General features: G+C 70.2%; 26 protein-coding genes. 7 read left to right on the top strand and 19 right to left on the bottom strand.

The features are described from left to right. Positions 1–32 precede the first annotated feature (32 nt). Together ACQPY4_RS02615 and ACQPY4_RS02610 are read right to left on the bottom strand one after the other, a co-directional pair. Positions 33–1250, bottom strand: coding sequence for an RNA polymerase sigma factor (locus tag ACQPY4_RS02615; protein WP_433331991.1), 1218 nt, complete (start codon positions 1248–1250; stop codon positions 33–35). Next, complete coding sequence (locus ACQPY4_RS02610) at positions 1247–1582, bottom strand: YciI family protein (RefSeq protein WP_433331989.1); 336 nt, start codon at positions 1580–1582, stop codon at positions 1247–1249. Before ACQPY4_RS02610 ends, ACQPY4_RS02615 begins: the two co-directional genes overlap by 4 nt. Positions 1583–1817: 235 nt before the next feature. Here ACQPY4_RS02610 and ACQPY4_RS02605 point away from each other — a divergent pair, with 235 nt between their 5' ends. Both ACQPY4_RS02605 and ACQPY4_RS02600 read left to right on the top strand, forming a co-directional pair. Further along, the gene (locus ACQPY4_RS02605) at positions 1818–2645 is read left to right on the top strand and encodes a S1 family peptidase (protein WP_433331987.1); all 828 of its coding nucleotides are present in this window, start codon (positions 1818–1820) and stop codon (positions 2643–2645) included. Positions 2646–2868: 223 nt separating this feature from the next. Continuing rightward, positions 2869–3411, top strand: a complete 543-nt coding sequence (locus ACQPY4_RS02600; protein WP_433331985.1) for a dihydrofolate reductase family protein — start codon at positions 2869–2871, stop codon at positions 3409–3411. Between the two features lie 108 nt (positions 3412–3519). Here ACQPY4_RS02600 and ACQPY4_RS02595 read toward each other — a convergent pair whose 3' ends face one another. Beyond that, positions 3520–4608 (bottom strand): hypothetical protein, encoded by a 1089-nt coding sequence (locus ACQPY4_RS02595; RefSeq protein ID WP_433331983.1) that lies wholly within the window; start codon positions 4606–4608, stop codon positions 3520–3522. A 168-nt stretch (positions 4609–4776) separates the two neighbouring features. Here ACQPY4_RS02595 and ACQPY4_RS02590 point away from each other — a divergent pair, with 168 nt between their 5' ends. Beyond that, a complete protein-coding gene (locus ACQPY4_RS02590) occupies positions 4777–5247 on the top strand; it encodes a DUF3995 domain-containing protein (protein ID WP_433331981.1) in 471 nt (156 codons plus the stop codon). Positions 5248–5327: 80 nt separating this feature from the next. Here ACQPY4_RS02590 and ACQPY4_RS02585 read toward each other — a convergent pair whose 3' ends face one another. Genes ACQPY4_RS02585 through ACQPY4_RS02575 form a run of 3 tightly spaced genes read right to left on the bottom strand, consistent with a single transcriptional unit; the run spans position 5328 to position 6982 of the window. Beyond that, positions 5328–6146 (bottom strand): NmrA family NAD(P)-binding protein, encoded by an 819-nt coding sequence (locus tag ACQPY4_RS02585; protein ID WP_433331979.1) that lies wholly within the window; start codon positions 6144–6146, stop codon positions 5328–5330. A gap of 58 nt (positions 6147–6204) precedes the next feature. Beyond that, positions 6205–6639: a MerR family transcriptional regulator gene (locus tag ACQPY4_RS02580; RefSeq protein WP_433331977.1), complete on the bottom strand. Its 435-nt coding sequence runs from the start codon at positions 6637–6639 to the stop codon at positions 6205–6207. After that, the gene (locus ACQPY4_RS02575) at positions 6632–6982 is read right to left on the bottom strand and encodes a hypothetical protein (RefSeq protein ID WP_433331975.1); all 351 of its coding nucleotides are present in this window, start codon (positions 6980–6982) and stop codon (positions 6632–6634) included. Before ACQPY4_RS02575 ends, ACQPY4_RS02580 begins: the two co-directional genes overlap by 8 nt. A 107-nt stretch (positions 6983–7089) precedes the next feature. Here ACQPY4_RS02575 and ACQPY4_RS02570 point away from each other — a divergent pair, with 107 nt between their 5' ends. After that, a complete protein-coding gene (locus ACQPY4_RS02570; RefSeq protein WP_433331973.1) occupies positions 7090–7506 on the top strand; it encodes a RidA family protein in 417 nt (138 codons plus the stop codon). A gap of 182 nt (positions 7507–7688) precedes the next feature. Here ACQPY4_RS02570 and ACQPY4_RS02565 read toward each other — a convergent pair whose 3' ends face one another. Next, the gene (locus ACQPY4_RS02565; protein ID WP_433331971.1) at positions 7689–8246 is read right to left on the bottom strand and encodes a hypothetical protein; all 558 of its coding nucleotides are present in this window, start codon (positions 8244–8246) and stop codon (positions 7689–7691) included. A 357-nt stretch (positions 8247–8603) separates the two neighbouring features. Between ACQPY4_RS02565 and ACQPY4_RS02560 the strand changes: the two genes are divergently transcribed. Both ACQPY4_RS02560 and ACQPY4_RS02555 read left to right on the top strand, forming a co-directional pair. Next, a complete protein-coding gene (locus ACQPY4_RS02560) occupies positions 8604–8918 on the top strand; it encodes an SCO4225 family membrane protein (RefSeq protein ID WP_433331969.1) in 315 nt (104 codons plus the stop codon). Between the two features lie 92 nt (positions 8919–9010). Then, on the top strand, positions 9011–10189 hold the full coding sequence (locus ACQPY4_RS02555) for a PucR family transcriptional regulator (protein ID WP_433331967.1): 1179 nt from the start codon (positions 9011–9013) through the stop codon (positions 10187–10189). 17 nt (positions 10190–10206) lie between these two features. Here the strand turns inward: ACQPY4_RS02555 and ACQPY4_RS02550 are convergent, their stop codons facing one another. Further along, positions 10207–12048 carry a right-handed parallel beta-helix repeat-containing protein gene (locus ACQPY4_RS02550; RefSeq protein ID WP_433331965.1) on the bottom strand — a complete coding sequence of 614 codons (1842 nt, stop codon included), beginning with the start codon at positions 12046–12048 and terminating at the stop codon, positions 10207–10209. Positions 12049–12250: 202 nt separating this feature from the next. Between ACQPY4_RS02550 and ACQPY4_RS02545 the strand changes: the two genes are divergently transcribed. Next, on the top strand, positions 12251–13009 hold the full coding sequence (locus tag ACQPY4_RS02545) for a putative protein N(5)-glutamine methyltransferase (protein ID WP_433331963.1): 759 nt from the start codon (positions 12251–12253) through the stop codon (positions 13007–13009). A gap of 260 nt (positions 13010–13269) precedes the next feature. On the opposite strand, the gene ACQPY4_RS02540 is transcribed toward ACQPY4_RS02545, so the two are convergent. From ACQPY4_RS02540 to ACQPY4_RS02490, 11 genes are read right to left on the bottom strand one after another with little or no spacing between them, the layout of a single operon-like run. Beyond that, a complete protein-coding gene (locus ACQPY4_RS02540; RefSeq protein WP_433331961.1) occupies positions 13270–13791 on the bottom strand; it encodes a hypothetical protein in 522 nt (173 codons plus the stop codon). Next, positions 13788–14348, bottom strand: a complete 561-nt coding sequence (locus ACQPY4_RS02535; RefSeq protein WP_433331959.1) for a hypothetical protein — start codon at positions 14346–14348, stop codon at positions 13788–13790. Before ACQPY4_RS02535 ends, ACQPY4_RS02540 begins: the two co-directional genes overlap by 4 nt. Before the next feature lie 10 nt (positions 14349–14358). Next, on the bottom strand, positions 14359–14847 hold the full coding sequence (locus tag ACQPY4_RS02530) for a hypothetical protein (RefSeq protein ID WP_433331957.1): 489 nt from the start codon (positions 14845–14847) through the stop codon (positions 14359–14361). Beyond that, entirely contained in the window at positions 14844–15326 is a 483-nt protein-coding gene (locus tag ACQPY4_RS02525) for a hypothetical protein (protein ID WP_433331955.1), read from the bottom strand. The genes ACQPY4_RS02530 and ACQPY4_RS02525 overlap by 4 nt, the downstream gene beginning before the upstream one ends. Further along, a complete protein-coding gene (locus ACQPY4_RS02520; protein WP_433331953.1) occupies positions 15323–16606 on the bottom strand; it encodes an MlaD family protein in 1284 nt (427 codons plus the stop codon). The genes ACQPY4_RS02525 and ACQPY4_RS02520 overlap by 4 nt, the downstream gene beginning before the upstream one ends. After that, positions 16606–17649: an MCE family protein gene (locus ACQPY4_RS02515; protein WP_433331951.1), complete on the bottom strand. Its 1044-nt coding sequence runs from the start codon at positions 17647–17649 to the stop codon at positions 16606–16608. The genes ACQPY4_RS02520 and ACQPY4_RS02515 overlap by 1 nt, the downstream gene beginning before the upstream one ends. Further along, entirely contained in the window at positions 17646–18641 is a 996-nt protein-coding gene (locus tag ACQPY4_RS02510) for an MCE family protein (protein ID WP_433331949.1), read from the bottom strand. Before ACQPY4_RS02510 ends, ACQPY4_RS02515 begins: the two co-directional genes overlap by 4 nt. Continuing rightward, on the bottom strand, positions 18641–19711 hold the full coding sequence (locus tag ACQPY4_RS02505) for an MCE family protein (protein ID WP_433331947.1): 1071 nt from the start codon (positions 19709–19711) through the stop codon (positions 18641–18643). Before ACQPY4_RS02505 ends, ACQPY4_RS02510 begins: the two co-directional genes overlap by 1 nt. Further along, positions 19708–20748 (bottom strand): MCE family protein, encoded by a 1041-nt coding sequence (locus tag ACQPY4_RS02500; RefSeq protein WP_433331945.1) that lies wholly within the window; start codon positions 20746–20748, stop codon positions 19708–19710. Before ACQPY4_RS02500 ends, ACQPY4_RS02505 begins: the two co-directional genes overlap by 4 nt. Continuing rightward, positions 20745–22013, bottom strand: a complete 1269-nt coding sequence (locus ACQPY4_RS02495) for an MCE family protein (RefSeq protein WP_433331943.1) — start codon at positions 22011–22013, stop codon at positions 20745–20747. Before ACQPY4_RS02495 ends, ACQPY4_RS02500 begins: the two co-directional genes overlap by 4 nt. Next, on the bottom strand, positions 22010–22846 hold the full coding sequence (locus ACQPY4_RS02490; RefSeq protein WP_433331941.1) for an MlaE family ABC transporter permease: 837 nt from the start codon (positions 22844–22846) through the stop codon (positions 22010–22012). The genes ACQPY4_RS02495 and ACQPY4_RS02490 overlap by 4 nt, the downstream gene beginning before the upstream one ends. Positions 22847–22849: the final 3 nt, after the last annotated feature.

Raw genomic sequence — 22849 nt, 5'->3', positions numbered from 1 at the left:
GAAAAATTTGGCCGCGATGACCTTTGTGCTGGTCAGAGCCCGGAAAGACGACCCGCCAGATAGCGGCGCTCGGCGTCGGTCGGCGCCAGTCTCAGCGCCTCCTCGTAGGACGTGGCGGCCTCGGCGAGGCGGCCGTCCCGGCGGAGGAGGTCGGCCCGTGTCGCGGGCAGCAGGTAGTAGCCGTCGAGCCTGCCGGACGCGGCGAGCTCGTCGACGAGGGCGAGTCCGGCGGTGATGCCGTCGGCCATCGCGATCGCCACGGCGCGGTTCAGATCCACCACGGGAGACGGCGCCAACCGCGTGAGCTCCGTATAGAGGGCGGCGATCTGCGGCCAGTCGGTAGCCGCGGCGTCGGGGGCCGTGGCGTGACAGGCGGCGATCGCGGCCTGCACCTGATACGGCCCGGAGCGTCGCATGGCCAGCGCATCGTCGAGGGTCGTCAGGCCCTCGGCGATCAGCGCGCGATCCCAGCGGGACCGGTCCTGGTTCTCCAGCGTGACCAGCACGCCGTCGTCGGTGCGGCTCGCGCGGCGGGCCTCCAGCAGCAACATCAACGCCAGCAGGCCGCGCGCCTCGGGCTCGGCCGGCATCAGCCGGACCAGCGTCCGGGCGAGGTGGATCCCCTCGGCGGCCAGGGCCCTGCGCCCGTCCTCCTCGTCGTAGCCCTCGTTGAAGATCAGGTACAGCACCGCCAGGACGGCCGTCAGCCGCTGCGAAAGCAGCTCCGCCGGGGGGACCCGGTACGGTATCCCGGCCTCGACGATCTTGCGCTTGGCGCGCACCAGGCGCTGCGCCATGGTCGGTTCGGCGGTCAGGAACGCCTTGGCGATCTCGCCCGTGCTCAGCCCCGCCAGCGTCCGCAGCGTCAGGGCGACCCGGGCGGGGAACGGCAGCGCGGGATGGCAGCACGTGAAGATCAGCCGCAGTCGCTCGTCCGGGATCTCCTCGGCCGCCGACTCGGCGGGACCCCGCTCCAGCACGGCGAGCTGCCGCAGCTTCGCCGCCCCCGTGGCGTCCCGCCGCAGCCGATCGGTCGCCCGGTGACGTGCCGTCGTCGTCAGCCACGCACCCGGACGAGCCGGGACGCCGTCACGCCCCCACGTCGCCAGGGCGGCGGCGAACGCTTCCTGCGCGCAGTCCTCCGCCAGGTCCCAGTCGCCGGTCAGCCCGATCAGCGTGGCGACCACCTGGCCCCACTCGTCCCGATAGGCCGCGTCGACCGCGGCACGCACCGCCTCCGGCGCGGTCATTCCCAGACGGGACGGACCTCGACACAGCCGCGGCTCGCGTAGGGGTGCCGGGCCGCGAGCGCGATCGCCTCGTCCAGATCGGCGCACTCGACGATGTCGATACCGCCGATGAAGTCCTTCGTCTCCGCGAAGGGGCCGTCGGACACCAGCGTCTCCCCATCACGGACACGGATCGTCGTCGCGTCCGCCACCGGACGCAGCCGCGCACCTCCGACGATGGCTCCCCGCCGCTCCACCTCCTCGCCATACGCCTGAAGCGCCGGGTCCGCCGCGAGCTCCTCCATGGTCGGCGACACCGTCTCATCGTCACAGATCAGGAACACGTACTTCATGAGGCCACTATGCCCGACCCGCCGATCAGCCGGCCCGCACCACCGCTGCCAACGATCGGCCGCCGCCCCACCGATAAGCCAGGAAAACCTAAGAACTTAGCCCGGGTTCACCGAAAGATCTAGAGAGATCTCTTGGATTGTAGAGATTTCCTTCGGACCTGAAAACGATTGTCATCATTGTCCATTGCTGCCGCGAAGCTCCGGGTTTGAGAGTGGATCAACACCTTGAGGACCGGTGTCAACCCCACCCCTCGAAGAGAGGAACACCCAGGTGCCCAAGCACTTCATGCTCGCGCGCAGGGCAGCGGCGGTCGGATTGGCCGGTGCGGCCGTGGTCGGTCTTCAGACCACCGTCGCGCAGGCGTCTCCGCGTCCCGATCCGCGGATCGAGATCGTCGGCGGCACGCCCGCCAAGCAGGGCGAGTTCCCGTTCATGGTCCGGCTGTCGGTCGGCTGTGGCGGCTCGCTGTACACCAAGGACATCGTGCTGACCGCCGCGCACTGCTTCGATCGTTCCGGCCCCAACACCGGGATCACCGTCACCGCCGGCGCGGTGGACCTTCAGGACCCGGCCGCGATCAAGGTCAAGTCGACCAAGGTGCTGCGGGCACCCGGGTACGACGGCAACGGCAAGGACTGGGCGCTGGTCAAGCTGGCCAAGCCGATCACGAACCTGCCGACGCTGAAGATCGCCGACACGACCGCCTACGACAAGGGCCGCTTCACGATCGCCGGATGGGGGCACACCCGCGAGGGCGGGCAAGCACAGCGCTACCTGCGCAAGGCCGAGGTGCCCTTCGTGGACGACGCCACCTGCAAGAAGCCCTACCCCGAACTCATCCCCAGCGAGGAGATCTGCGCCGGATTCATGGACACCGGCGGCGTCGACACCTGCCAGCAGGACTCCGGCGGCCCCATGTTCCGCAAGGACAACGCCAACGCCTGGATCCAGGTCGGCGTCGTCAGCTGGGGCAAGGGCTGCGCCCGTCCCGGATATCCGGGTCTCTACACCGAGGTCAGCCACTTCGCCGCTGACATCAAGAAGGCCGCCGCCACCTTCTGACGCCGTCAGGGGCCGCGCTCACACCAGCGCACCGAGCGCGGCCCCGCCCTTTTACGTGCTGCGAGAGTGGCGCCGGAATAGTCTCCATGGAGAGGAGACTTTAAATCCTTCGCCAATTTCCGGCGCGGCGAAAAATAGTGGGCCAATGGGGCGACAAAGCGCAGCCCGGACAGTAGCCTTCCTATCTCCAGCCCGTCCTGGGGCAGCGGAGAAAGGAAACGACATGCGCAAGGTCGTGCTCTATCACATCGTGTCGCTCGATGGCGTCGCCTACGAGGAGTCCGACTGGTTCGACGACGGCGGCGATGAGATGATCGCCAACCTGAGCCAGATCATCGAAACCCAGGACGACATCCTGCTGGGGCGCGGCACCTACGACTACTGGGTCGGATACTGGCCCACCTCGGACTTCCAGCCCTTCGCCGACTTCATCAACACGACGCGCAAGCATGTGTTCACCTCAAGCAAGCCCGACCAGGAATGGGCGAACACGACTCTGGTCAGCGCCCCGGTCACCGACTACGTGGCCGACCTGAAAGAACAGTCCGGCGGCGACATCGGAATCCACGGAAGCATTTCCCTGGCGCAGTCGCTCCTGCGCGCGGGGCTGGTCGACGAACTGCGGCTCGTCGTCGCCGCCGCGGTGGCCGGACAGGGGCGGCGTGTCTTCGAGGGCGACGCCCTCCAGAAACTCCAATTGCTGGACGTCCAGCGAAGCCTCAAGGGCACCCTTTTCCTCACCTACCGATGCCCCACCACCCCGTGAGCAGCCGGGTGCGGGCAGACGCCCCGGAACTGTCCAGCTACCCGACGGACTTCCACCCTGGTGGTTCCTCTCCGGGCTGACCGTCCGGATCGAACGCCATCCCGTTGGTTAGGAGAGGTGCTTTGACCATGGGTGTGGGGATTGCCAGGGGTGAGGGCCGGGGCCGGGGGTGTCGAGGGCTGCCTGTTCCCAGGCCAGGTCGGCCTTGCAGGGGGTGGAGTCGACGCGCTGGGCGGTGAGCCGCACGACGTGGGGACGTCCTTGGGCCTTGCCGGTGGCGAGCCCGCCTCCCACGACCTTGATCGCGTCGCGGCGGTAGGGGCGTTTCTCGAGGTCGGCACGGATGGTCCCGGTCGCGACGACGGTGCCGTCCAGCCGGACCGCCCATCCCAGCCGGACACCGCCGATGGCCTTCGGGCAGCGGGCGTCCTTCCCGTGGTCGGGGGCCAGCAGCCGCAGGGCGCCGTTGAGGGCACGGATGCCGGTGTGTGGGGCGGCGCTCCAGGTGGTGTCGATGCGTCCGGCCGGTGCCGTCGACCAGGTCGCGGCCTCGGGGCCCCGGTCGTCGCCGTTCTTGGAGACGACGCGCTGGCGGGGACGGTCTCCGGACTCGTAGGTCAACGGCACATCGGGCCGGGTGTACGCGTCGATGACGATGACGCCGAACACGACCAGGAGGATGGCTCCGGCGAAGGCCCCCGCCACCAGCAGCACGTGTTCCGGCGCGTTCGGGTCGTCGTCCTCATCGAGGTCGAGGCGGTGGCGCAGGTCGTCGAGGACGCGTCCGGTGTCCTTGAGGACGGACGTGTTCTTCTCCAGCGCGGCGTCGTACTCCTCCGGCGTCGCGTCGGACGGTGGAGCCAAGCCGAGGTCGGGCTCGGGGTTGTCGGAATCGTCCGGTTCGAGGGGCGCGGTGTCGGAGTCGGCTCGGGCGAGTTCGCCGTTGTAGCACGCCACCTGTTCGGCGGCCTCCTGCCGGAGGGCCTCCGCCTCGTACTGGTGCCGCTGAGCCTCGCTCAGTTGGCGCGTGGCCTCGGCAAGACGCTCCTGGAAGGCATCGCCGCGGCGAGCCAGCCTGACCTTCGTCAGCACCAGCTCGGACACCAGCAGGTTGATCGTGTGGAGCGTGTGCCGCGCCCGGACGGCGACGCACTGGGCGTCGTCCAGCGCCCGCCGCAGTTCGCCTTCCCGGACCACGGACGTCCCCTTCCCGGCGGTCGGGAAGGACTCGGACGCGACCGGCTTTCACCCGCACGGGGGATGCGCTTCCCCCGGTGGACGGAGGCGCGGGGTGGAGCGCGGGGCTTGACTCGTCCCATGAAGCACCGCCGATCAGCGGGCGTGCGTGGGGGTGGGAAGGCGATCATGAGGTTCACCAAGCTCGCCGGGGGCGTGGCCATCGCCGGCCTCGGCGCCGCCGCCGCGATGCACGTCGTCTGGGTCTTCTCCACCTGGCCGTTCGACAGCCTCGAAGACTTCACCCGCACGATCGCGGGCGTGTCCGAGGACGAGGCGCCCAGTGCCGCCGCCACCGGGACCGTGGCCGCCGCGCTCGGGGCGGCGACCTACCTCGTCGCCGCGCAGTCGGGCCTGGCCCCGCGCCTGCTCCCCGCCCCGCTCGGACGCCTGGGCACCGCCACCGTCGCGGGCGTGCTCCTGCTCCGCGGCGGCTACGGCGTGATCACTTCCGGACTCGCCGACGAGTCCACCACCTTCACCCGTATGGACCTGGCCCTCTACTCCCCGCTGTGCCTGGCGCTCGGCCTCCTGGCCGCCTACGTCGCCGTCGGAGGCGACCGGGTTCAGCGGACGTCGTCGGCGTCCGGGGTGGCGTAGCGCATCGGCTGGTTGAGCGCGGCCTGGTGGAGCCCTCGGTGTTGAGCGAGACGCTGCCCCGCTCGTCTTCCGGTGGCGACTCAGCGGAAGGCGTCGGCGTTCTCCCGGGCCCACTGCGCGAACGTCCGGGCCGGACGTCCCAGGATCCGCTCGACGGTGGACGACACCGTGTACGCCTCCTCGGGCGGGTCGGCGTACCAGCCGATGACATGGTCGATCGCCTCCGGGGAGGCGCCCGCCTCGCGCATCCGCTCGCGCGCCTGACGCTCGGTCAGTTCCACGAACCGGATCTCGCGCCCCAGGGCCCGTCCCAGAATGGCCAGCTTCTGCGGGACGTCCAGGACCTCGGGCCCGGTCATCACGTACTCCTTGCCGACGTGGCCGTCCTCGGTGAGCGTCCTGGCGGCCACGGCGCCGATGTCGGCCTCATGGATCATGGCGCTGCGCGTGGCGCCGAACGGCTCGCGCACCACGCCCTCGGTCCTGACCGAATCGGTCCACAGCAGCGCGTTGGCCATGAACTCCTGCGGCTGGAGAGTGGTCCACGGCAGCCCCTCGGCGGCGACCGCCTCCTCGACCGGGCCGGGCTCCCCGCTCCACAGCATCGTCACCCGCCGGACGCCCGCCTTGGCGGCCAGCCGCGCGATCTGCGGACCCGTTGACAACGCGGCACCGTTCCCGCCGTCAAAGGTGATCAGGTGCATGGCGGTCACACCGTCCAGCGCGGGCGCCACGCTGTCGGGGATCGCGAGGTCGCCGGTCGCCACCTCCACACCGTCCGGCAGGCCGCCCCGCGAAGGGTCACGCGTCAGCGCCCGCACCGCGTGCCCCCGAGCGAGCAGTTCCCTGACCACTTGACGTCCCACGTTCCCCGTGGCCCCGGTCACCAGGATGGTCATGACGTTCCCTTCGTCGCGAATCAACGCCACGACGCTAAAATCTCAAGATCGCTTGAGGTCAAGCTCCCAGCTCGGCGAAGGGCAGCGGGCAGCACGGCTGTGCCGCGCACTCCATGAGGTCATCGCAGCCCGCGTCGATGGCCTGCCGCAACGTCGCGCGGATGACGTCCAGGTCGGCCATCCGCTGCTCGACCTCGACCAGCTTGGCCCGGGCCCGCTCCTGGAGGCCGACGTCGGGACGCCGGTGCCGGTGCGTCCCGGCCTCCAGCAGCTCGGCGACCTCGTCCAGCGTGAACCCGAGCCGCTGCGCGGTCTTGATCACCCGCAGCAGCGTCACCGCCTCGGGCGGATAGACCCGATGGCCGCCCGGGGACCGTTCGGGCTCGTCCAGCAGACCGCGCCGCTCGTAGTAGCGCAGCGTCTGCGGGTTCACCCCGGCCGCCTCCGCGACCTGCCCGCTCCGCAGCCCGCGCGAGGTGCCCGCGTCAGCCATCGGACGCCCCTCTCGCCGCCCGCTCGGCCAGCGCCGCCACCACCTCGGCATGCCGATCGGCCGCCGCGACCTCCAGCGTCAGCGCGCCCCCGGTGGCGATCAGCGTGAACGTGAAGAACGAGCAGCACTCGGTCTCCCGCGCGGCCAGCTCGGCGGCCCGTCCCGCGACCTCCGGATCGGCCCGCAGCCGCATCGCGACCTTCCCCGGCGCCACCGTCCGCACCTCGGTGACCGCCCGCGCGAACAGCGCGTCGAACTCGGCCTCCCGCAGAGGCCGCTCCGCCGTCGGCAACGTGCACGCCTCCGACGCCCATGACTCGTCCGGTACCCGCGTCAGTTCCATGCCTCGACGATAAGCCTGTACCTGGGTACAGGATGCAAGCGAAGCCGCGCGGCACGTCGAGGGCTGTTCGACTACTTTTGAACCCTCCAACGGACAGAGGCGCTCCCATGGCATTGGAATCCATTAACCCCGAAGAAATCGAACCGCCGGTGACGTACAGTCACGCCATCGTCGCCACCGGCACCCGAATGGTATTCATCGCGGGCCAGGTGGCCGAGGACAAAGAAGGCACCCTTATCGGACCCGGCGATATGACGGCCCAGGCCCACCAGGTCTTCACCAATATCGGCCACGCACTCGCCGCCGCCGGAGCCCGCCCCGACCAGGTGACCAAGCTGACCATTTTCGTGGCCGGATACAAGCGCGAACACCTCGACCAGATCGAGCAGGGCAGGCTCGCCTTGTTCGGCGACCACAAGCCGACCGACACCCTCGTCGGAGTCGCCACCCTCTCCAGGCCGGAATACCTCCTGGAAGTCGACGCCGTGGCGGTCATCGACGATCCGCCCGTGCTGTCGAACTGATGAGCTTCGAAATAGACCGCGACCCACGCGTCAACTGAGAAGAAAAGCGTGCGCACAATCGCCCCACCTCCCGGACGGCGCCGCTTCGACTCCACGAACGAAACGCCCGCGTCCCGTTGGGAGCAGGACGCGGGCGTTTCGTGGGCGGCCGACGGGGAGGAGGGCCGACCCGCTGGGAGGGGCTAGGAGCAGAGCTTGGGGCGCATGACTTCGTAGGCGCTCTCCCAGCTCGCGCAGCCTTCGGGCGAGTGGTCGTACCAGTTGTGGCCGAACTCGTGGGCCGCCAGGAGCGCGAAGTCGCCGTCCCAGCGCTTCGAGAGCTGGATCTCGCCACCCGAGTTCCAGTTGCAGCCGATCACGGTGCCGGACCCGCAGTTCTGGATGTAGTCGCCGACGCAGGAAACGGGCGTCCCGCCGGACGAGCTCTCGGTGCCGCCCCAGTAGTCGCCGCCCTCGCGGATCGAGCTTTCGTAGCCGTCACACGAGGAGTCGATGTTGTAGTACCAGGCCGCCATCCGCTTGACGGTCCGCTGCTCCTTGCCCACGCGGGGCGCCTTCTTGCCGGTCTTCTTGGACTGGTCGCCGGAGAGCGAAGCGCTGCCCTCGTCCAGGACGGTGGCGTGGTAGGAGCCCTTGGGCTTGGTGTCGGTGGCGTTGGCGGACATGGGGGCGACGAAGGCCAGGGCGGCCATTCCGGCGATCGCCGCGGTACCGGCTGCTGCCCGGAAACGGAGGGTCATGGCGTACTCCTAGGTGGGGTGGAGTTCGGCGGGGAAGCCGCGGCACGTCAGGCCCGAAACCTCGGACCCGCGTGACCGATTGCCCGAAAGTACGCCTATGGCCCGTTCTGCCCCATCCGTAGCAGCCGACATACGGATACGCAACAAACCCCCTGGCAACACACGTAACGCAGCCACCCCCACCCAAAGGCCACGAATTTACGGCCACTGCCACCAAACGACGGAGATCCTGGCCCCACCCCAGCCGCTCCGGGTTGGGGGTGTCGATCTGTACTGGGGAGACTTGGGGGTGGGTACTTGGGTGGGTTGAGTATGGGTACTCAGGTGGGAGCCAAGGCGGGAGGGGAGGGTGGTCGTATGTTCTCTCGACTCTCGGTTCTGGCTAAGCGGCGGCGGCACGGATGGCTTGGGATTGCCGTGCCCGGGGCGTACCTGGCCTTGGTGTTGGTGACGACTGGGGTGGTGGCGGCGGTGCATGTGTTCGCCGACGACCCCGGGTTCATCGGGGTGTGGCTGATCCTGGTGACGTCTCCGCTGTCGATGGTGCCGCTGATGATGGTGGACGGAGACCTGCCGGGGCCGCTGAATGTGATCTTCTTCTATGGGGCGACGACCGGGTCCGGGCTGGTGCAGGCGTGGCTGCTCTGGGTTCTCGCCCGGGGCAAAAAATAGTCAACTTTCTCTGCATTTCTTGAGTGGCCGCCCCATTACTTCGTGGTTGGGGGCGTTGTTGATGATCTGTGGGCGGCTTAGGTTGAGCTGTCATGGAGAACCGGCTGGTTCAGGAGATGTCCGTCGAGGATGTGACGGCGGTCCTGGAATTGCTGAGCCGGGAGATGCCGCAGATCGTCGCGGAGGCGGTGCGCGAGATCGAGTCGCAACTGCCGCAGTACACGCGGATCCGCGACCCCGAGCATGTGGACTTCCTGCCCAACACGGTGGAGCGGGCGCTCAGGGGTTTCTTTGAGGTGATGGTCGACCGGGACGCGCCGCTGGACGATCTGCTGGTGTTCTTCCGCGAGGTGGGCCGTATCGAGGCTCTCGAGGGGCTGTCGCGGGAGACCTCGCACACGGCGTTCTGGGTCGGCGCCGGGCTCGCGATCCGGCGGCAGACCGAGATCGCCGAGGCGCATCCCGCCGTGAACGCCAGGGTCATCGGGACGGTGACCGAGGCGGTGCTGGGGTACCTGAACCAGATCGAGGGCGCGGTGAGCGAGGGCCACGCCGACACCGAGGCGCGGGCGGTGGGCGATCTGCGCATCCGGCGCGAGGCGCTGATCGATCTGATGATCGAGCCCGGGAGCAGCGTGGAACGGGTCGAGAAGTCCGCCGCGGACGTCGGGTGGCCGCTGCCGCGCCGGGTCGCGGCGGTGGCGCTGGCCCGGCCGCGACGCGGCCCGAGGACGGGTCTGGCCCTGTCGCCCGAGGTGCTGGTCGGTCTGCATCTGGACGAGCCGTGCCTGGTGGTGCCCGACCCCGAGGGACCGGGACGGATGGCGATGCTGGAAGCCGGGATCGGACGGTGGAGCGCCGCGCTGGGCCCGGCCGTGGACATCGAGCGGCTGGGGTACTCGCTGCGGCTGGCCCGGCGCGCCCTGGCGGGTCCCGGCCTGGTGGTCGCGGCCGACCGGCTGCCGACGATCATCTTGCGGGAGGAGTCCGAGTTCACCGGGACGCTGGTCGAGGCGCGGCTGGCGCCGCTCATCGGCGCGGAGATGAACGAGAAGAAGAAGGTCGCGCTGGCCGAGACGTTCCTGGCGTGCCTGGAGAACGACTTCAACGCGGTGGCCGTCGCGACCTGCCTCCATGTTCACGCCCAGACGATCCGGTACCGGGTGCGGCATCTGGAGAGCCTGTTCGGCGAGCAGCTCCATGATCCCGGGCGGCGGCTCGGGCTGCACATGGCGCTGCACGCCTGGCTTCTCGACGTCGGTACGAAATAGCCGCGTGCTCGCGGGGGCTATCCGAGTAGGTCGCGGTAGGCGGGTTGCAGGCCCGCGTTGGCGATGATCGCCGCGCAGGCGGGCTTGGCCAGGCAGGACGGGCGGGGGTTCTTCCTGGGCAGGACGGTGTTGCGGGTGATCTCGACGTCCTTGGACTCGCCCCACCACACTGGCTTGGTGTCGTCCCAGAAGTTTCCCGTGAAGCGGATGCGCCCCGGGGCCACGCCGCCGAGTGACTTCTGGTTGCTGTGGATCACGTTGCCCGTGATCGTGGCGTGGTCGGAGTGGTCGTCGCTGTAGATCGCGTAGGGCGGATAGACCTCTTCGGGAGCCACGGGGTTGGTGATGCTGTGGACGTCGTTGCCCCGCACCAGGGCCCCCTTGGCGAAGCTCGGGCCCTGGGGACCGTTGCCGTAGATGCCGCCGCCGTCGATGAGGGCGTTGTTGGTGTCGAACACGCGGTTGTCGAGGATGCGGGTGCCCTGGCTGGACGTCGAGGTGCCGCCGGAGTTCAGGTAGACGATGCCCGAGTATGGCGTGGCGTTGACCTGGTTGTGGGCGACGGTCGACCCGAACGGCACGTTGAGCAGGATGCCCCAGCCGCCCCGGTAGTCGATGCCGATGTGGTGCACCCAGTTGTTCTCGACGCGGTTGTTCTCGTGGCGTCCGGTGCCCTCCTCGTCGCCGCCGATCTCGACGCCGCCGGAGGACAGGTCATGGAAGACGTTGCCGCGCACCAGGTGTCCGCTGGCCCCGTAGGCCAGTTCGAGACCGAGGCCGCCCAGGCGGGTGAAGCGGTTGCGCTCGAAGGTGAGGCGCTTGGAGTTCCGGAACGCCACGGCGCCCGGTGTGGAACGCGCCTTCTGCTCCTTGGGGTCGTCGCCGACGTAGTACCAGCCGCCGATGATGTGCGGGAAGCCCTCCTTGGCGCCGGGCGCGAGCCAGGTGGTGTCGGCGAAGGTCAGGCCGCGGAAGGTGACGTCCTGGACGCCGTTCCCCGCGATCAGCGACTCCAGGACGGGCGCCGTCACCGGGGTGCGGTTCGGGGTCTCGCCGGGACGCGGCTTGTACAGCAGTTGGTGGTGGCCGGGACGCGAGCGGTCCAGATACCAGGTGCCGGGCCCGGTCAGGAAGCTGTCGCTGTTCTCGACGGCGGTCGGGGGCTTGAGCCCGGGCGGGTCCTCGATGATCTCGCCGTAGATCCCGTTGGCGCGGCGGAAGCACGGCTGGTCCATGGTGATCGTGGTGCGGTCGCCCGTGCCGGAGATCCCGGCCACGCCGCAGCGGCCTTCGGAGAAGGCGTCGGCGAAGGTGTAGAGGAACTCGATGTCCTGGGGGTTGCGCCAGGAGCGCGGCACGGGGCTGTCGGTGACGTAGCCCGTCGCGGTCTTGGTGAGCTTCCCGGGGACGCCGCGTCCGAGCGTGGCGCGGGTCGCGCGCTTGCCGCCGACGAAGAGCTGGCGGGTGTCGAGGGTCCCGACGTCGGCCCGCCAGATGCCGCCCGAGGCGTGCCAGCCGCCAACCGCGCGGCCGCCGCTGAGCGTGACGGGTTCCCGCGCGTAGGCCTGGTAGGTGACGCGCCGCTTCGATGAGCCCGAGTCGGCCGCGGTGAGCGTGAGCGGTGCGGTCAGGGTGTGGGTGCCGCCGCGCAGGTTGACCACGACGTCCGAGCGCTCGGCCCGGACGGCCTGGCGCGCCCGTTCCAGGGTCTTGAACGGCCGTTCGGCGGTGCCCGGCCAGGAGTCCTGGCCACCAGGCGCGACGAAGAGCTGTTTGGCGGGGGTCGCCCAGGCGGCCGGTCCGCCGAAGACGATCGGCACGGCCAGGCCCGCGGCCACCACGAGTTTCGCTGTAGTCATGCCGTCCAGGCTGGCCGGGACGGCCCCGAAGATCGTCGGCCGAACGGCGACGCCCGCCCGACCAAAGTCGCCGGACGGATAGGGTGAGGGGGCTCAGCAGGAACGACCGAGGAGGTGAGACCCGTCGACCGAAGTTCAGTGCGGGCACTCCCCCTCGCGGACGGCTGACCGCGGGAGCGCCCCGGCACCCCGAAAGGCTCCCATGCCGACCCGTTCCACCGTCATCGCCCGTCTCCGCGCGTCCGGCTGCGTCTTCGCCGAGGACGAGGCCGAGCTGATCTTCTCGACCGCGCGGACCCCGCACGAGCTCGACTCCATGGTCGAGCGCCGCGCGTCGGGCCTCCCCCTTGAACAGGTGCTCGGCTGGGCCGAGTTCCTCGGCCTCCGCGTCTCCATGGCCCCCGGGGTCTTCGTCCCTCGGCGCCGCACCGAGTTCCTCGTCCGCGAGGCCGCGTCCCTCGCGGGCCCGGGAGCCGTCGTGGTCGACCTCTGCTGCGGATCAGGCGCCCTCGGCGTGGCCCTGGCCTCCCTTCTGGGCCACGCGGAACTCCACGCCGCCGACATCGACGCGGCGGCCGTCCGCTGCGCCCGAAGCAACGTCACCCGAGGCCACGTCCACGAGGGCGACCTCTACGACGCCCTCCCCGGCGCCCTGCGCGGACGAGTGGACGTCCTCCTCGCCAACGTCCCCTACGTGCCGACCGGCGAGGTCGCGCTGCTCCCGGCGGAGGCCCGCCTGCACGAGGCCCGCGTCGCCCTGGACGGCGGCCCCGACGGCCTCGACGTCCTCCGACGCGTGACCGCGCAAGCCCCCGAGTGGCTGGCGCCAGGCGGTCACCTGCTGTTCGAGACCAGCAAACGCCAGGTCGCCCAGGCCATCGAAGCCGTCCGTGCGGCGGGCCTGACACCCGAAGTGCGAACCTCCGACGACCACGACGCCACCATCGTCATCGCCGCCTAGGCCACAGCCTCAGCCACACACGCGATTGCGTTAATGAGCGGGGAAGCGAGCCGAAGGCGAAGCTTCCCCGGCGAGATCGCGAAGCGATGCAGCAATCGCAAAACCACGGTCACCGAAGCGAGCCGCTAGGCGAGCGCAGGTGGGCCGGGGTTTCAATCAACAGGTCGCCGTCCCCCCGGGGCACCGGCGCGTGTTCCGGGGGGACGACGTGGAGTCGGCGTCCTCTTGGGCACCGGCGCGTGCCCGAGAGGACGCCGAGTTCATGGGGTGGGGAAGGTCGACAGGCCGGTGATCTTCCAGGTGCCGCCGCTTCTGGCCGCGTCGACCGCGAGCATCGCGGCGGCGGTCGAGGTGCGGCCGTCGGTGGTGCGGGTGGTGCGCTGGTCGGCGAAGAGCAGCAGGCGGGCCCGGCCGTCGCGCAGGGTGGTCACCGCGCTTTGGGTGACGGTCGTGGTCAGCACGGTCTTGTGCTGGGGCGCCTGGGTGCGGACGTCGGCGAAGAGCTTCTCGTACTGGCCGACCGCCGCGCCCGTCAGGAAGTCGCGCTGCGCCTTCTGGGTCTTGGCGGGGTCGGTGTAGTTGTAGGAGAAGACCTTGCCGAACATGTCGGAGACCGCGCCCTTGACCTCGCTGGTGCCGGCGGTGTCGGTGAGGGCGACGTTGCGGACGGCGGGGTCGTCGCGCAGGTCGCCGGCCTGCTGGAGGGCCCAGAATCCCGAGGCGGCCAGGACGACGGCGGCGGCGCCGAGGGCGAGGGGCGTCCGGTCGTTGCGTGTGATCATGCCGTCCCCGTAGGTGCCTGGCCCAGCGCGCTGAGCTTCCAGCCGCCGCTCGTCCTGGCGAGATGCCCGAGCAGGCGGCTCTGCTTGGTGACCGGCGCGCCCTGGGGCGGGGTCACGGTGATCTGGACGGCCACGATCACGCTGGCCTTGCCCGAGCGGACGTCCAGCTCGGAGACCGCGCCCGCCAGGATCTTCGCCGAGGTGATCGTCCTGGCCTTCTGGAGTTCCTGCTCGAAGCCCGCGCGGCCCTCGGTGATCTGCTTGTACAGGTCGCTGGTGGTGGAGTCCTGCCAGGTCTTCAGCCCGGCGGCGAGGCTGCGGTAGTCGAGGGTGTTGAGGTTCTGGACGGCCTGCTCGCCGCTGCGCAGCACCTCCTCGCGCGTGTGGGAGTAGGCCAGCGCGTCGTCGTGCGCCGCGGAGTACCACGACCAGCCCGCCCACGCGGCGAACAGCGCGGCGGCGACGAGCAGCGCGGTCGCGGTCCGGTGCGTCGCGCCGGAGGTGGCGTGGTGCGCGATCGCCGTCACTCGGGTCAGGGTCGGGTTGCCGGCCGCCATCGGTTCCTCCTCAGGCCGCTCGGAGGTCGGTGATGAGCCACCGGCCGTCGTCGTTGCGGGCGGTGACCGTGAGCTGCGCGGCGGCCGGTCCGGCGCCCTGCTTGCCGCCGCGGGTGGTCGTCTGGTCCAGGAACACCAGCAGGCGGGCGGTGTCGCCGTCCATCGAGGTGACCCCGGCCCGGACGACCCGGGTCGTCAGCGCCAGCCGTTGGGCGGGCGCCTGCGCCTTGACCTGGCCGAACAGCCGCTTGTACTGGTCGGCGGCCTTGCCGCTGAAGACCTCGGCGGCGGCGCGCTCGGCCGAGGCGGTGTCGGACGGGCTGTAGGTGAACACGCGGCGCAGCGAGGTCGAGACCGACCCGGTCACGGTGTTGGTGGCGACCTCGTCCAGGTCGGCGGGCGCGGCGGGCTCGGAGCCGCGGGGGCCGAGGAGCAGGACGGCGGCGCCCACCGCGGCGATGAGCAGCGCGGCGGCGAAGGGCCAGAGTCGGCGGATCATTGGCTTCCCACCTGGATGGCCGTGAGCGACTCCAGCTTCCAGCCCGCCGGGGTGCGGGTCAGCCCCGCCTCGAAGCGCTTGCGCTGGTCGGCGGAGGTCGCGGTGGACGAGACGAGCTTGATCCGCACGGCGGCGATCACCTTGGCCTTGCCCGCGCGCGGGTCGAAGGACAGCACGGCCGCTTCGGTGACGGTGCCGGTCGCGCTGGTCTTCGCCTGCTGGATCTTCTGCGCGCTCTGCTGCTTGAGCTGGTCGTGCAGCGGGCCGGTGGAGACGTCCAGCCAGGTCTTGAACCCGGCGTCGACCTTGGTGCGGTCGAGCGTGTTGAGGGTGGCGATCTGCGTGCGGGCGGTGCGCAGCAGCGCCGCGCGCTCGCCGCCCTTGCCGCCTCCGTCGTCCTGCCAGGCCGTCCAGGACGCCCAGGCCAGGAAGACGGTGGCCGCGGCGATCGCGACCCATCCGGTGATCTTCAGCCTCATGGGCGCCCCCCGAGGCCGAGCAGGCCGCCCATGTCGGTCACCGAGGACGGGGCCAGCGCGGGCAGGCCGAGCGCGCCGGGCATGCCGGTCGCGCCGACCGTCGTGGTGGACGTCGTGGTGGACGTCGTGGTGTTCAGCAGCGAGCCGGGCCGGGCGGGCTCGGGCATCGAGCCGTGCGGCGCGTTCGCCGAGCCCCGGACGTTGACGCCGCTGGAGGCCGGCATCGAGCACTGCGCCGAGGTGTTCAGCGGCGGGCCCGACGAGGTGTCCAGGCCGTTGCGGTACTTCGTCCCGCCGTATCCCTGGGTGCAGGGCATCGGGTTGAAGAACGTGGTGACCATCCCGAAGTTCAGCCGGCCCTTGTCGTTGACCATCGACCGGGCCGCCGACACGGCCGCGGGCAGCTTGGCCAGCAGGTGTTCGAGCCCGTCGGTGCGCGAGTGCAGGATGTCGGAGGTGGTCAGCAGGTTGGCAAGCAGGACGCTGAGGGACGGGTCCAGGTCGCGCACCAGCGCGGCGAACTCGCCCGCGGCGCCGGGCGCGGTGGAGACCAGCTCGCGGAACGCGGGGTCGGACTCGCGCAGCTGCCGCGCGAGCAGCCGGGCGTTGTGGCCGAACTTCTTGAGCGAGGCCGCCTCCTGGTTCTGCGTGCGCAGAACGGTCTCGCCGTCGACGATCAGCTTCTCGGTCTCGGGGAAGGCGTCGTTGGCGGCCCGGGTCAGCGTGTGGCTGTTGTCCAGCAGCGACCGGAGGTTGGGGCCCTGGCCGTTGAAGGCCCGGCCGAGCTCGGAGACCACCGTGCGCAGCGACTCCTGCGGGACGGACGCGGCGAACTCGTTCAGGCTGGTCAGCAGCTCGGTGACCGGCGCCGGGGTGGTCGACGACGTGCGCGGGATGATCGAGCCCGCGGCCAGGTAGGGGCCGCCGGCGGTGGCGGGACGCAGGTCGATGTACTGCTCGCCGATCGCCGACCGGTTGGCGACCACGGCCGCGGTGTTCGACGGGATCTTCGGCGCCGACTTCTTGATCCTGAGGTCGGCCAGCAGCCCGTCGCCGGTGAGGTTGAGCTCACCGACCCGTCCGACCGAGGTGCCCCGGTAGGTCACGTCGGCGTTGGTGGTCAGGCCGCCCGCCGTCGCGAGGTCGACCCGGACGACGTAGTAGTCCTTGAACCCGACATAGCGCCCCAGGTCGGCGTAGTTGTAACCCACGAAGGCGATCGCGAGGGAGCCGAGGATCAGGAATGTGATGTTCTTGATGCGGGTGGCGACGGTCAGCATCAGTTCTGCCCTCCGACGACGGGAAGCGGGCTGACCGGCGGGACGATCTCGGTGCCGGGCGTGGCGGCCACCTTCAGGTACACGTTCAGGTAGTCGCCCTTGATCGCGGGCAGCACCGCGTCGGTGAACGGGAAGGTCAGCAGGACCTGGAGCGACTTGGGCAGGTCCTGCCCGGCGTCCGACAGCTTGCGCAGCGTCGGCTCCAGCTCCTTGAGGTCGGCGATCAGATCGTCCTTGCTCTGCTCGATCGTGGAGACCGCGACCCGCGACAGGCGGTCGAGGGAGCTGAGCATCCGCACCAGCGCGCCGCGCTGCTCCTCGAGCACCTTCAGGCCGGGTGCGATGTCGTCGAGCACCACGTTGATCTGCGTCTTGCGGGCGCGGAGCGTCCCGGCGAGCTTGTTCAGCCCGTCGAGCGCGTCGGTGATGCCCTTCTTGTTGGCGTCCAGCTCGGTGAGCAGCCGCCTGGCCTGTTCGAGCAGCGAGCGGACCTGCTGCTCGTTGCCGCCGAGCGCCCGGTTGAGCTCGACGGTGATCGTGCGCAGCTGGGCGATGCCGCCGCCGTTGAGCAGCATCGACAGCGCGCCGAACACCTCCTCGACCTCGGGGTTGCGGTTGGTCCGGTCGGCGGGGATCGTCGCGCCGTCGGCCAGCCGGGCCGCGCCCGCCGTCGAGGCGGCGCCGGTCGGGGCCGAGAGCTGGATGTACTTCTCGCCCAGCAGGCTCGACTGGCCGAGCTGGGCGTGCGCGTCGGCGGGCAGCCGCACCTTCCCGTTGACCTTCATGGTGACCTCGGCCGTCCAGCCGTTGTCCGGCAGCTCGACCTTGGTGACCCGGCCGACCGCGACGTCGTTGACCTTGACGGCCGACTGCGGCACCAGGTTGAGCACGTTGGAGAACCGCGCCTTCACCGTATAGGGGTTGCCGCCGAGGTCGGCGCCACCCGGGAGCGGCAGATCCTGGACGCCGCCCATCCCCGCGCAGCCCGACAGGGCCAGCGAGACGGCGCCGGCGAGCGCCCCGGCCTTCCACTGGCGGGTCATGGGGCCCCCTGACCGACGGCCGGCAGCGGCAGGCTCATCTCGTTGAGGTTGCCCCGGCCCATCAGGGACCGGGTCTTGGGGTCGTAGGCGTTGAGGAGGTTGGTGGCGTTGAGCGGCTGGACGTCCAGCGCCTCGGCCAGCGACCTGCGCTGGTCGACCAGCGTCTGGGTGATCTTGGCGAGCTTGGCCACGTTCTGGCTGATCAGCTCGCGGTTGTCGGCGATGAACACCTTGACCTTCCCCAGGGCGTGGGCCAGGGCCTTCAGCGCCGCGTCGAGCTCGTGCCGGTCGGCCGCCAGGAACTCGCTGACGTCGGCGAGCTGCTGCTCGGCCTGCCTGACCTGCCCGTCGTTCTGCTTGAGCGTCGTGGTGAAGGTCTGCAACCCGCGGATGGTCGCGAACAGGTCCTTCTGGGAGCCCGACAGCGTCTTGGCCGCCTGCGCGAGCCGCTCGGTCGTGACGTTGATGTCCTGGCCGTTGCCGCGCAGGTTCTCCGCGCCGGTGCCCAGCGCCCGCGACAGCGCGCCGCCCTTGTTGACCCCGCCGGGGCCGAGGTCGGTCGCCAGCTTCTTGATGCTGTCGTAGACCTTGTCCAGCTCCATCGGCGTCGCGGTCCGCTCGACCGGGATCGCCGCGCCGGACGCCAGCTTCGGCCCGCCGGTGTAGGCGGGGGTCAGCTGGACGTACCGGTCGGCGACCAGGCTCGGCGAGATCGCGACCACCTTGGCGTCGGCCGGGACGTCATAGCCGTGGTCGACGGTCATGGTCGTGCGGACCCGGGTCCCCTCGGCGCGGACCGTGTTCACCGTCCCGACCTTGACGCCGAGGATCCGCACGTCCGAGCCCTTGTAGATGCCGACGGCCGAGTGGAAGAACACCGTGAACTTGGTGCCGTCCGGGCCCATCGTCATCACCAGCGCCACGGCGGCGACCAGCACGGCGGCGGTACCGGCGGCGATCATGCCGGACACGGGAAGGATCTTGCGCAGCATCACTTGCCACCTTTCTTGGGCGGCATGCAGCCCTTCTTGGGCGGCGTCCCCGGGGGCAGGTACTCCTTGGGGACGAGCCCGCACAGGTAGCCGTCCATCCAGCGCCCGTTGCCCATCGAGTTGCCGAGCAGGCGGGTGTAGGGGCCGGCCGCCTTCAGCGCGCGGTCGAGGTTGTCCTGGTTCTTGCGGAGCAGGTCGGTGACCTTGCCGAGCGCCTTCAGCGTCGGGTCGAGCTCCTTCTGGTTGTCGTCGACCAGCCCGACGATCTGCCGGGAGAGCTCCTGCGTCCCGATGAGCAGGCCGTGGATGGCCTCGCGCCGGCGCCTGATCTCGGCCAGCAGCAGGTTCCCGTCGCGCAGCAGCGCCTGGACGTCGCCGCTGTGGTCGGCCATCGTGCCCGACACCTGCCGGGTGTTGGCCAGCAGCTGAGCCAGCTGGGCGTCCTTGCTGGAGATCGTCTTGGACAGGTCGGAGATCCCGCTCAGCGCGGTGCGCACGCTCGGCGGGGTCTTGGCGAACGTCGTGGAGATCGTGTCGAGGCTCTGGGCGAGCATCTTGGAGTCGAGCTGCCCGACCGTCCCGGCCAGGTCCTCGAACGCCTTGGTGACGTCATACGGGGACGTGGTGCGGGTGAGCGGGATGCGGCGGTCCGGCTTCTGCTTGCCCGCCCCGACCGGGTCGACGGCGAGGAACTTGTCGCCGAGCAGCGTCTTGATGGCGATCGCGACCGTGCTGGCGTCCCCGATCCAGGTCTTCTTCACCCGGAAGCCGACCGCGACCTTGGGCCCGTCCAGCTTGACGGAGGTCACCTCGCCGACCTTGACGCCGGCCACCCGGACCTCGTTGCCGGGACGCAGCCCGGCGGCCTCGTTGAACTCGGCGGTGTAGTCGTCGCCGCCACCGATGATCGGCAGGTCCTTGGCGGAGTAGGCGGTCCCCAGCACCAGGGCGATCAGGACGAACCCCACGATCGCGACGAGGATCGGGTTGCGCTCGCGGACGGGCTTGAGCCTCGGCCGGCGCACGCCACCGGCCTTGGGCCGGATCTTGGCGGGTCTGGGCCGGTTCATTTGCCGCACCTCTCGGCCGTCGCGGGCACGCCCTTGGGCGGCGGGTGGTTCTCGCCCGGGTACTGCTTGTAGGTGGCCCCGGTCACGATGGCCTCGCACATGTAGAAGTTCATCCACGACCCGTACGACCCGAGGCGGCCGATGGCCTCCATCTTGACCGGCAGGGTCTTCAGGAACTTGTCGACGGTGGGCGAGCCGTCCGACAGGTTCTTCGACAGCCGCCCGAGCTGGACGATGTCGCGCTTGAGCGGCTCGCGCCCGTCGCGCAGCAGGTCGGTGGTGCTGGCGGCCAGCTCGTCCAGCGCGGTGATGGCCTCGCCGATCGGGGCGCGGTCGCCCGCCAGGCCCGACACCAGGCGGCGCAGGGTCACCGTCAGGTCCGACAGCCGGTCGCCGCGCGAGTTGACCGTGGACAGCACGTCGTTGAGGTTGTCGACGACCTCGCCGATGACCTTGTCCTTGTCGGCGATGGAGCTGGTCAGCGAGCCGACCGTGCGGAGCAGGCCCTCCATCGTGCCGCCCTCGCCCTGGAGCACCTGGACGATCGAGCCCGCGAGCTGGTTGACGTCCTTGGGCGAGAGCGCCTGGAACAGGGGCTGGAACCCGTTGAACAGCTGGGTCAGGTTCAGCGCTGGCGTGGTGCGGTCGACCGGGATCTCCGAGCCGGGACGCAGCGTCCCGGTCGGCCCGGTGCCCTGGTCCAGCTCGATGTAGCGCTGGCCGATCAGGTTGAGGTACTTGATCGTGGCGGTGGTCGTCGCGGGGAGCCTGCGCCCCTTGCCGACCGAGAACGACACCCGGGCGGCCCGGCGGTCGACCACGGAGATCTCGCCGACCCGTCCCACCTCGACTCCGGCGACGCGGACGCTGTCGCCCTCGCGGAGCCCGGACGCGTCGGTGAAGCGGGCCTTGTACCCGACGGTGTCACCGCCGCCGGGCTGGGTGATGCTCAGCGCGAGCACCCCGGTGGCCGTCACGGTCACCGCGACGAACGCCAGGGACTTGGCGATGGGCGCGGCCAGGCTGGCGCGGCTCATTTGATCGTCACCTCCGCCCCGCGGTAGATCGGCCCGACCAGGACGCTGCTCCAGTCCGGCAGGGCCTCGGGCACCTCCTGGAGGGTGGGCGCGAGCAGCTCGTTCACCAGCTGGTTCTCCTGCGGGGAGTTGGGCAGGCCGAGCGCGCCCGGCGCCTTGGCGACCTTGGTGCTCGCCTGCGCCGCGTACGGCGCCGGGTAGCAGTGCGGGCCGCTCTTGTCGTTGTACTTAGGCCGGTCCTTGCCCGGGACGTAGCGGCCCTTGGACGGCATCGAGGTGACGTCCACCTGGAGGCCGGGACGCTTGGTGCCCTTGCCGAGCACCTTGTCCATGACCGGGACGAAGTCGGTGAGCATCCGCAGCGTGCACGGCAGCTCGGGCGAGTACTTCGCCAGCACCCTCAGGCTCGGCAGGCTGCGCTCGGTGAGCCGGATGATGTTCCCGGAGTTCTCGTGCAGGAAGTCGCCCATGTTCTGGGACGCGTCGGTGACCGAGGCGTACAGCTGGCTCAGGTTCGCGCGCTGGTCGACCAGCGACCTGCTGGTGTAGCCGAAGTCGTTCAGCGCCTGGAGGATGTCGGGCGTCGCCTCGTCGTAGTGGCGGGTGACCTGGACCAGCTCCTTGATGCCCCGGTTGAGCGCGGGCACGTTCGGGTTGATCTTCTTCAGGTAGGCGTCCAGTTCGACCAGCGTCTGCCCGAGCTGGGTGCCGCGGCCGTCCAGCGCCTGCGACACCGCGGTCAGCGTGGACGACAGGTCGGCCGGGCGGACGGCCATGAGCAGGGGGTACACGTTGTCGAGCACCCGCTGGAGCTCGATCGCGTTGCTGGAGCGATCCTGGTCGATCACGCTGCCGGACACCAGCCGGGCGCTGCTCGGGTTCGCGGGCGGAACCAGCGCGACGAACCGCTGGCCGAACAGCGTGGTCGGCAGCAGCTGCGCCGACACGTTGGCCGGGAGCCGCTTGACCTGGTCCGGTTTGATCGCCAGCTTCAGCGTCGCGACATCGCCGTCGGCCGAGACCTTCCGGACCTCACCGACGATCACGCCGCGCAGCTTCACGTCCGCGTGCGGGCGCATCTCGCTGCCCGCGCTGGTCGCCCGCAGCGTCACCCACGACACCTTGGTGAATTCCTTGTTGTAGACCGCGACCGAGAGCCAGACCAGCATCAGCGGGACCAGCAGGAACGCCACCCCGGCCATCCTGCGGCCAAGGACGCCGTCGGGCTTCCTGGCCCGGCGGCCGTGCTGCTTGCGCGCGCTCATCCGGCCACCCTCACCGTCGTGGTCGTCCCCCACAGCGCGAGGCTGAAGAAGAAGTCGCTCACGCTGATCAGCACGATCGAGGTGCGGACCGCGCGGCCGACGGCCTGGCCCACTCCCGCGGGTCCGCCGGCCGCGCGGTAGCCGTAGTAGCAGTGCGAAAGGATCACCAGCACGCTGAACACCAGCACCTTGAAGAACGACAACAGGACATCGACCGGCGACAAAAACAGGCCGAAATAGTGGTCGTAGGTTCCGGCCGACTGCCCGTTCACCCAGACCGTCACCTGCCTGGACGCGACATAGGCGCACAGCAGGCCGATCGCGTACAGCGGGATGATCGCCACGGCCCCCGCGATGATCCGCGTGGTGACCAGGTACGGCAGGCTCGGAATGCCCATGACCTCCAGGGCGTCCACCTCGTCGCTGATGCGCATCGCGCCCAGCTGCGCGGTGAACCCGGCCCCGACCGTCGCCGACAGCGCCAGCCCCGACACCACCGGCGCGATCTCGCGCGTGTTGATGTAGGCCGAGGCGAAGCCGGTGAACGCGGCGGTACCGATCTGCTGGAGCGCCGAGTAGCCCTGCATGCCGACGACGACGCCCGTCGCGAGGGTCATCGCGACCATCACGCCGATCGTGCCGCCGATGACACCGAGGCCACCGCTGCCGAACGCCACCTCGGCCAGCAGCCGCTGGATCTCCTTCAGGTAGCGGCGGACCGCGCGGGGCGTCCACAGCAGCGAGCGCACGTAGAAGATGGCCTGGTCACCGGGCTTGTCCAGCCAGGAGAACCAGCGCACGGGCCCCGCCCGCACTCCTCCGAGCAAACTCACGGG

Source organism: Spirillospora sp. CA-294931, assembly GCF_050946795.1.
GTDB lineage: Bacteria > Actinomycetota > Actinomycetes > Streptosporangiales > Streptosporangiaceae > Spirillospora.
This window is presented reverse-complemented; position numbering and strand designations above follow the sequence as displayed.

Coding starts and splice junctions, on each gene's coding strand:
- ACQPY4_RS02615 (WP_433331991.1), bottom strand. CDS start 1,250: ATGACCGCGCCGGAGGCGGTGCGTGCCGCGGTCGACGCGGCCTATCGG.
- ACQPY4_RS02610 (WP_433331989.1), bottom strand. CDS start 1,582: ATGAAGTACGTGTTCCTGATCTGTGACGATGAGACGGTGTCGCCGACC.
- ACQPY4_RS02600 (WP_433331985.1), top strand. CDS start 2,869: ATGCGCAAGGTCGTGCTCTATCACATCGTGTCGCTCGATGGCGTCGCC.
- ACQPY4_RS02590 (WP_433331981.1), top strand. CDS start 4,777: ATGAGGTTCACCAAGCTCGCCGGGGGCGTGGCCATCGCCGGCCTCGGC.
- ACQPY4_RS02585 (WP_433331979.1), bottom strand. CDS start 6,146: ATGACCATCCTGGTGACCGGGGCCACGGGGAACGTGGGACGTCAAGTG.
- ACQPY4_RS02580 (WP_433331977.1), bottom strand. CDS start 6,639: ATGGCTGACGCGGGCACCTCGCGCGGGCTGCGGAGCGGGCAGGTCGCG.
- ACQPY4_RS02575 (WP_433331975.1), bottom strand. CDS start 6,982: ATGGAACTGACGCGGGTACCGGACGAGTCATGGGCGTCGGAGGCGTGC.
- ACQPY4_RS02570 (WP_433331973.1), top strand. CDS start 7,090: ATGGCATTGGAATCCATTAACCCCGAAGAAATCGAACCGCCGGTGACG.
- ACQPY4_RS02565 (WP_433331971.1), bottom strand. CDS start 8,246: ATGACCCTCCGTTTCCGGGCAGCAGCCGGTACCGCGGCGATCGCCGGA.
- ACQPY4_RS02560 (WP_433331969.1), top strand. CDS start 8,604: ATGTTCTCTCGACTCTCGGTTCTGGCTAAGCGGCGGCGGCACGGATGG.
- ACQPY4_RS02555 (WP_433331967.1), top strand. CDS start 9,011: ATGGAGAACCGGCTGGTTCAGGAGATGTCCGTCGAGGATGTGACGGCG.
- ACQPY4_RS02550 (WP_433331965.1), bottom strand. CDS start 12,048: ATGACTACAGCGAAACTCGTGGTGGCCGCGGGCCTGGCCGTGCCGATC.
- ACQPY4_RS02545 (WP_433331963.1), top strand. CDS start 12,251: ATGCCGACCCGTTCCACCGTCATCGCCCGTCTCCGCGCGTCCGGCTGC.
- ACQPY4_RS02540 (WP_433331961.1), bottom strand. CDS start 13,791: ATGATCACACGCAACGACCGGACGCCCCTCGCCCTCGGCGCCGCCGCC.
- ACQPY4_RS02535 (WP_433331959.1), bottom strand. CDS start 14,348: ATGGCGGCCGGCAACCCGACCCTGACCCGAGTGACGGCGATCGCGCAC.
- ACQPY4_RS02530 (WP_433331957.1), bottom strand. CDS start 14,847: ATGATCCGCCGACTCTGGCCCTTCGCCGCCGCGCTGCTCATCGCCGCG.
- ACQPY4_RS02525 (WP_433331955.1), bottom strand. CDS start 15,326: ATGAGGCTGAAGATCACCGGATGGGTCGCGATCGCCGCGGCCACCGTC.
- ACQPY4_RS02520 (WP_433331953.1), bottom strand. CDS start 16,606: ATGCTGACCGTCGCCACCCGCATCAAGAACATCACATTCCTGATCCTC.
- ACQPY4_RS02515 (WP_433331951.1), bottom strand. CDS start 17,649: ATGACCCGCCAGTGGAAGGCCGGGGCGCTCGCCGGCGCCGTCTCGCTG.
- ACQPY4_RS02510 (WP_433331949.1), bottom strand. CDS start 18,641: ATGCTGCGCAAGATCCTTCCCGTGTCCGGCATGATCGCCGCCGGTACC.
- ACQPY4_RS02505 (WP_433331947.1), bottom strand. CDS start 19,711: ATGAACCGGCCCAGACCCGCCAAGATCCGGCCCAAGGCCGGTGGCGTG.
- ACQPY4_RS02500 (WP_433331945.1), bottom strand. CDS start 20,748: ATGAGCCGCGCCAGCCTGGCCGCGCCCATCGCCAAGTCCCTGGCGTTC.
- ACQPY4_RS02495 (WP_433331943.1), bottom strand. CDS start 22,013: ATGAGCGCGCGCAAGCAGCACGGCCGCCGGGCCAGGAAGCCCGACGGC.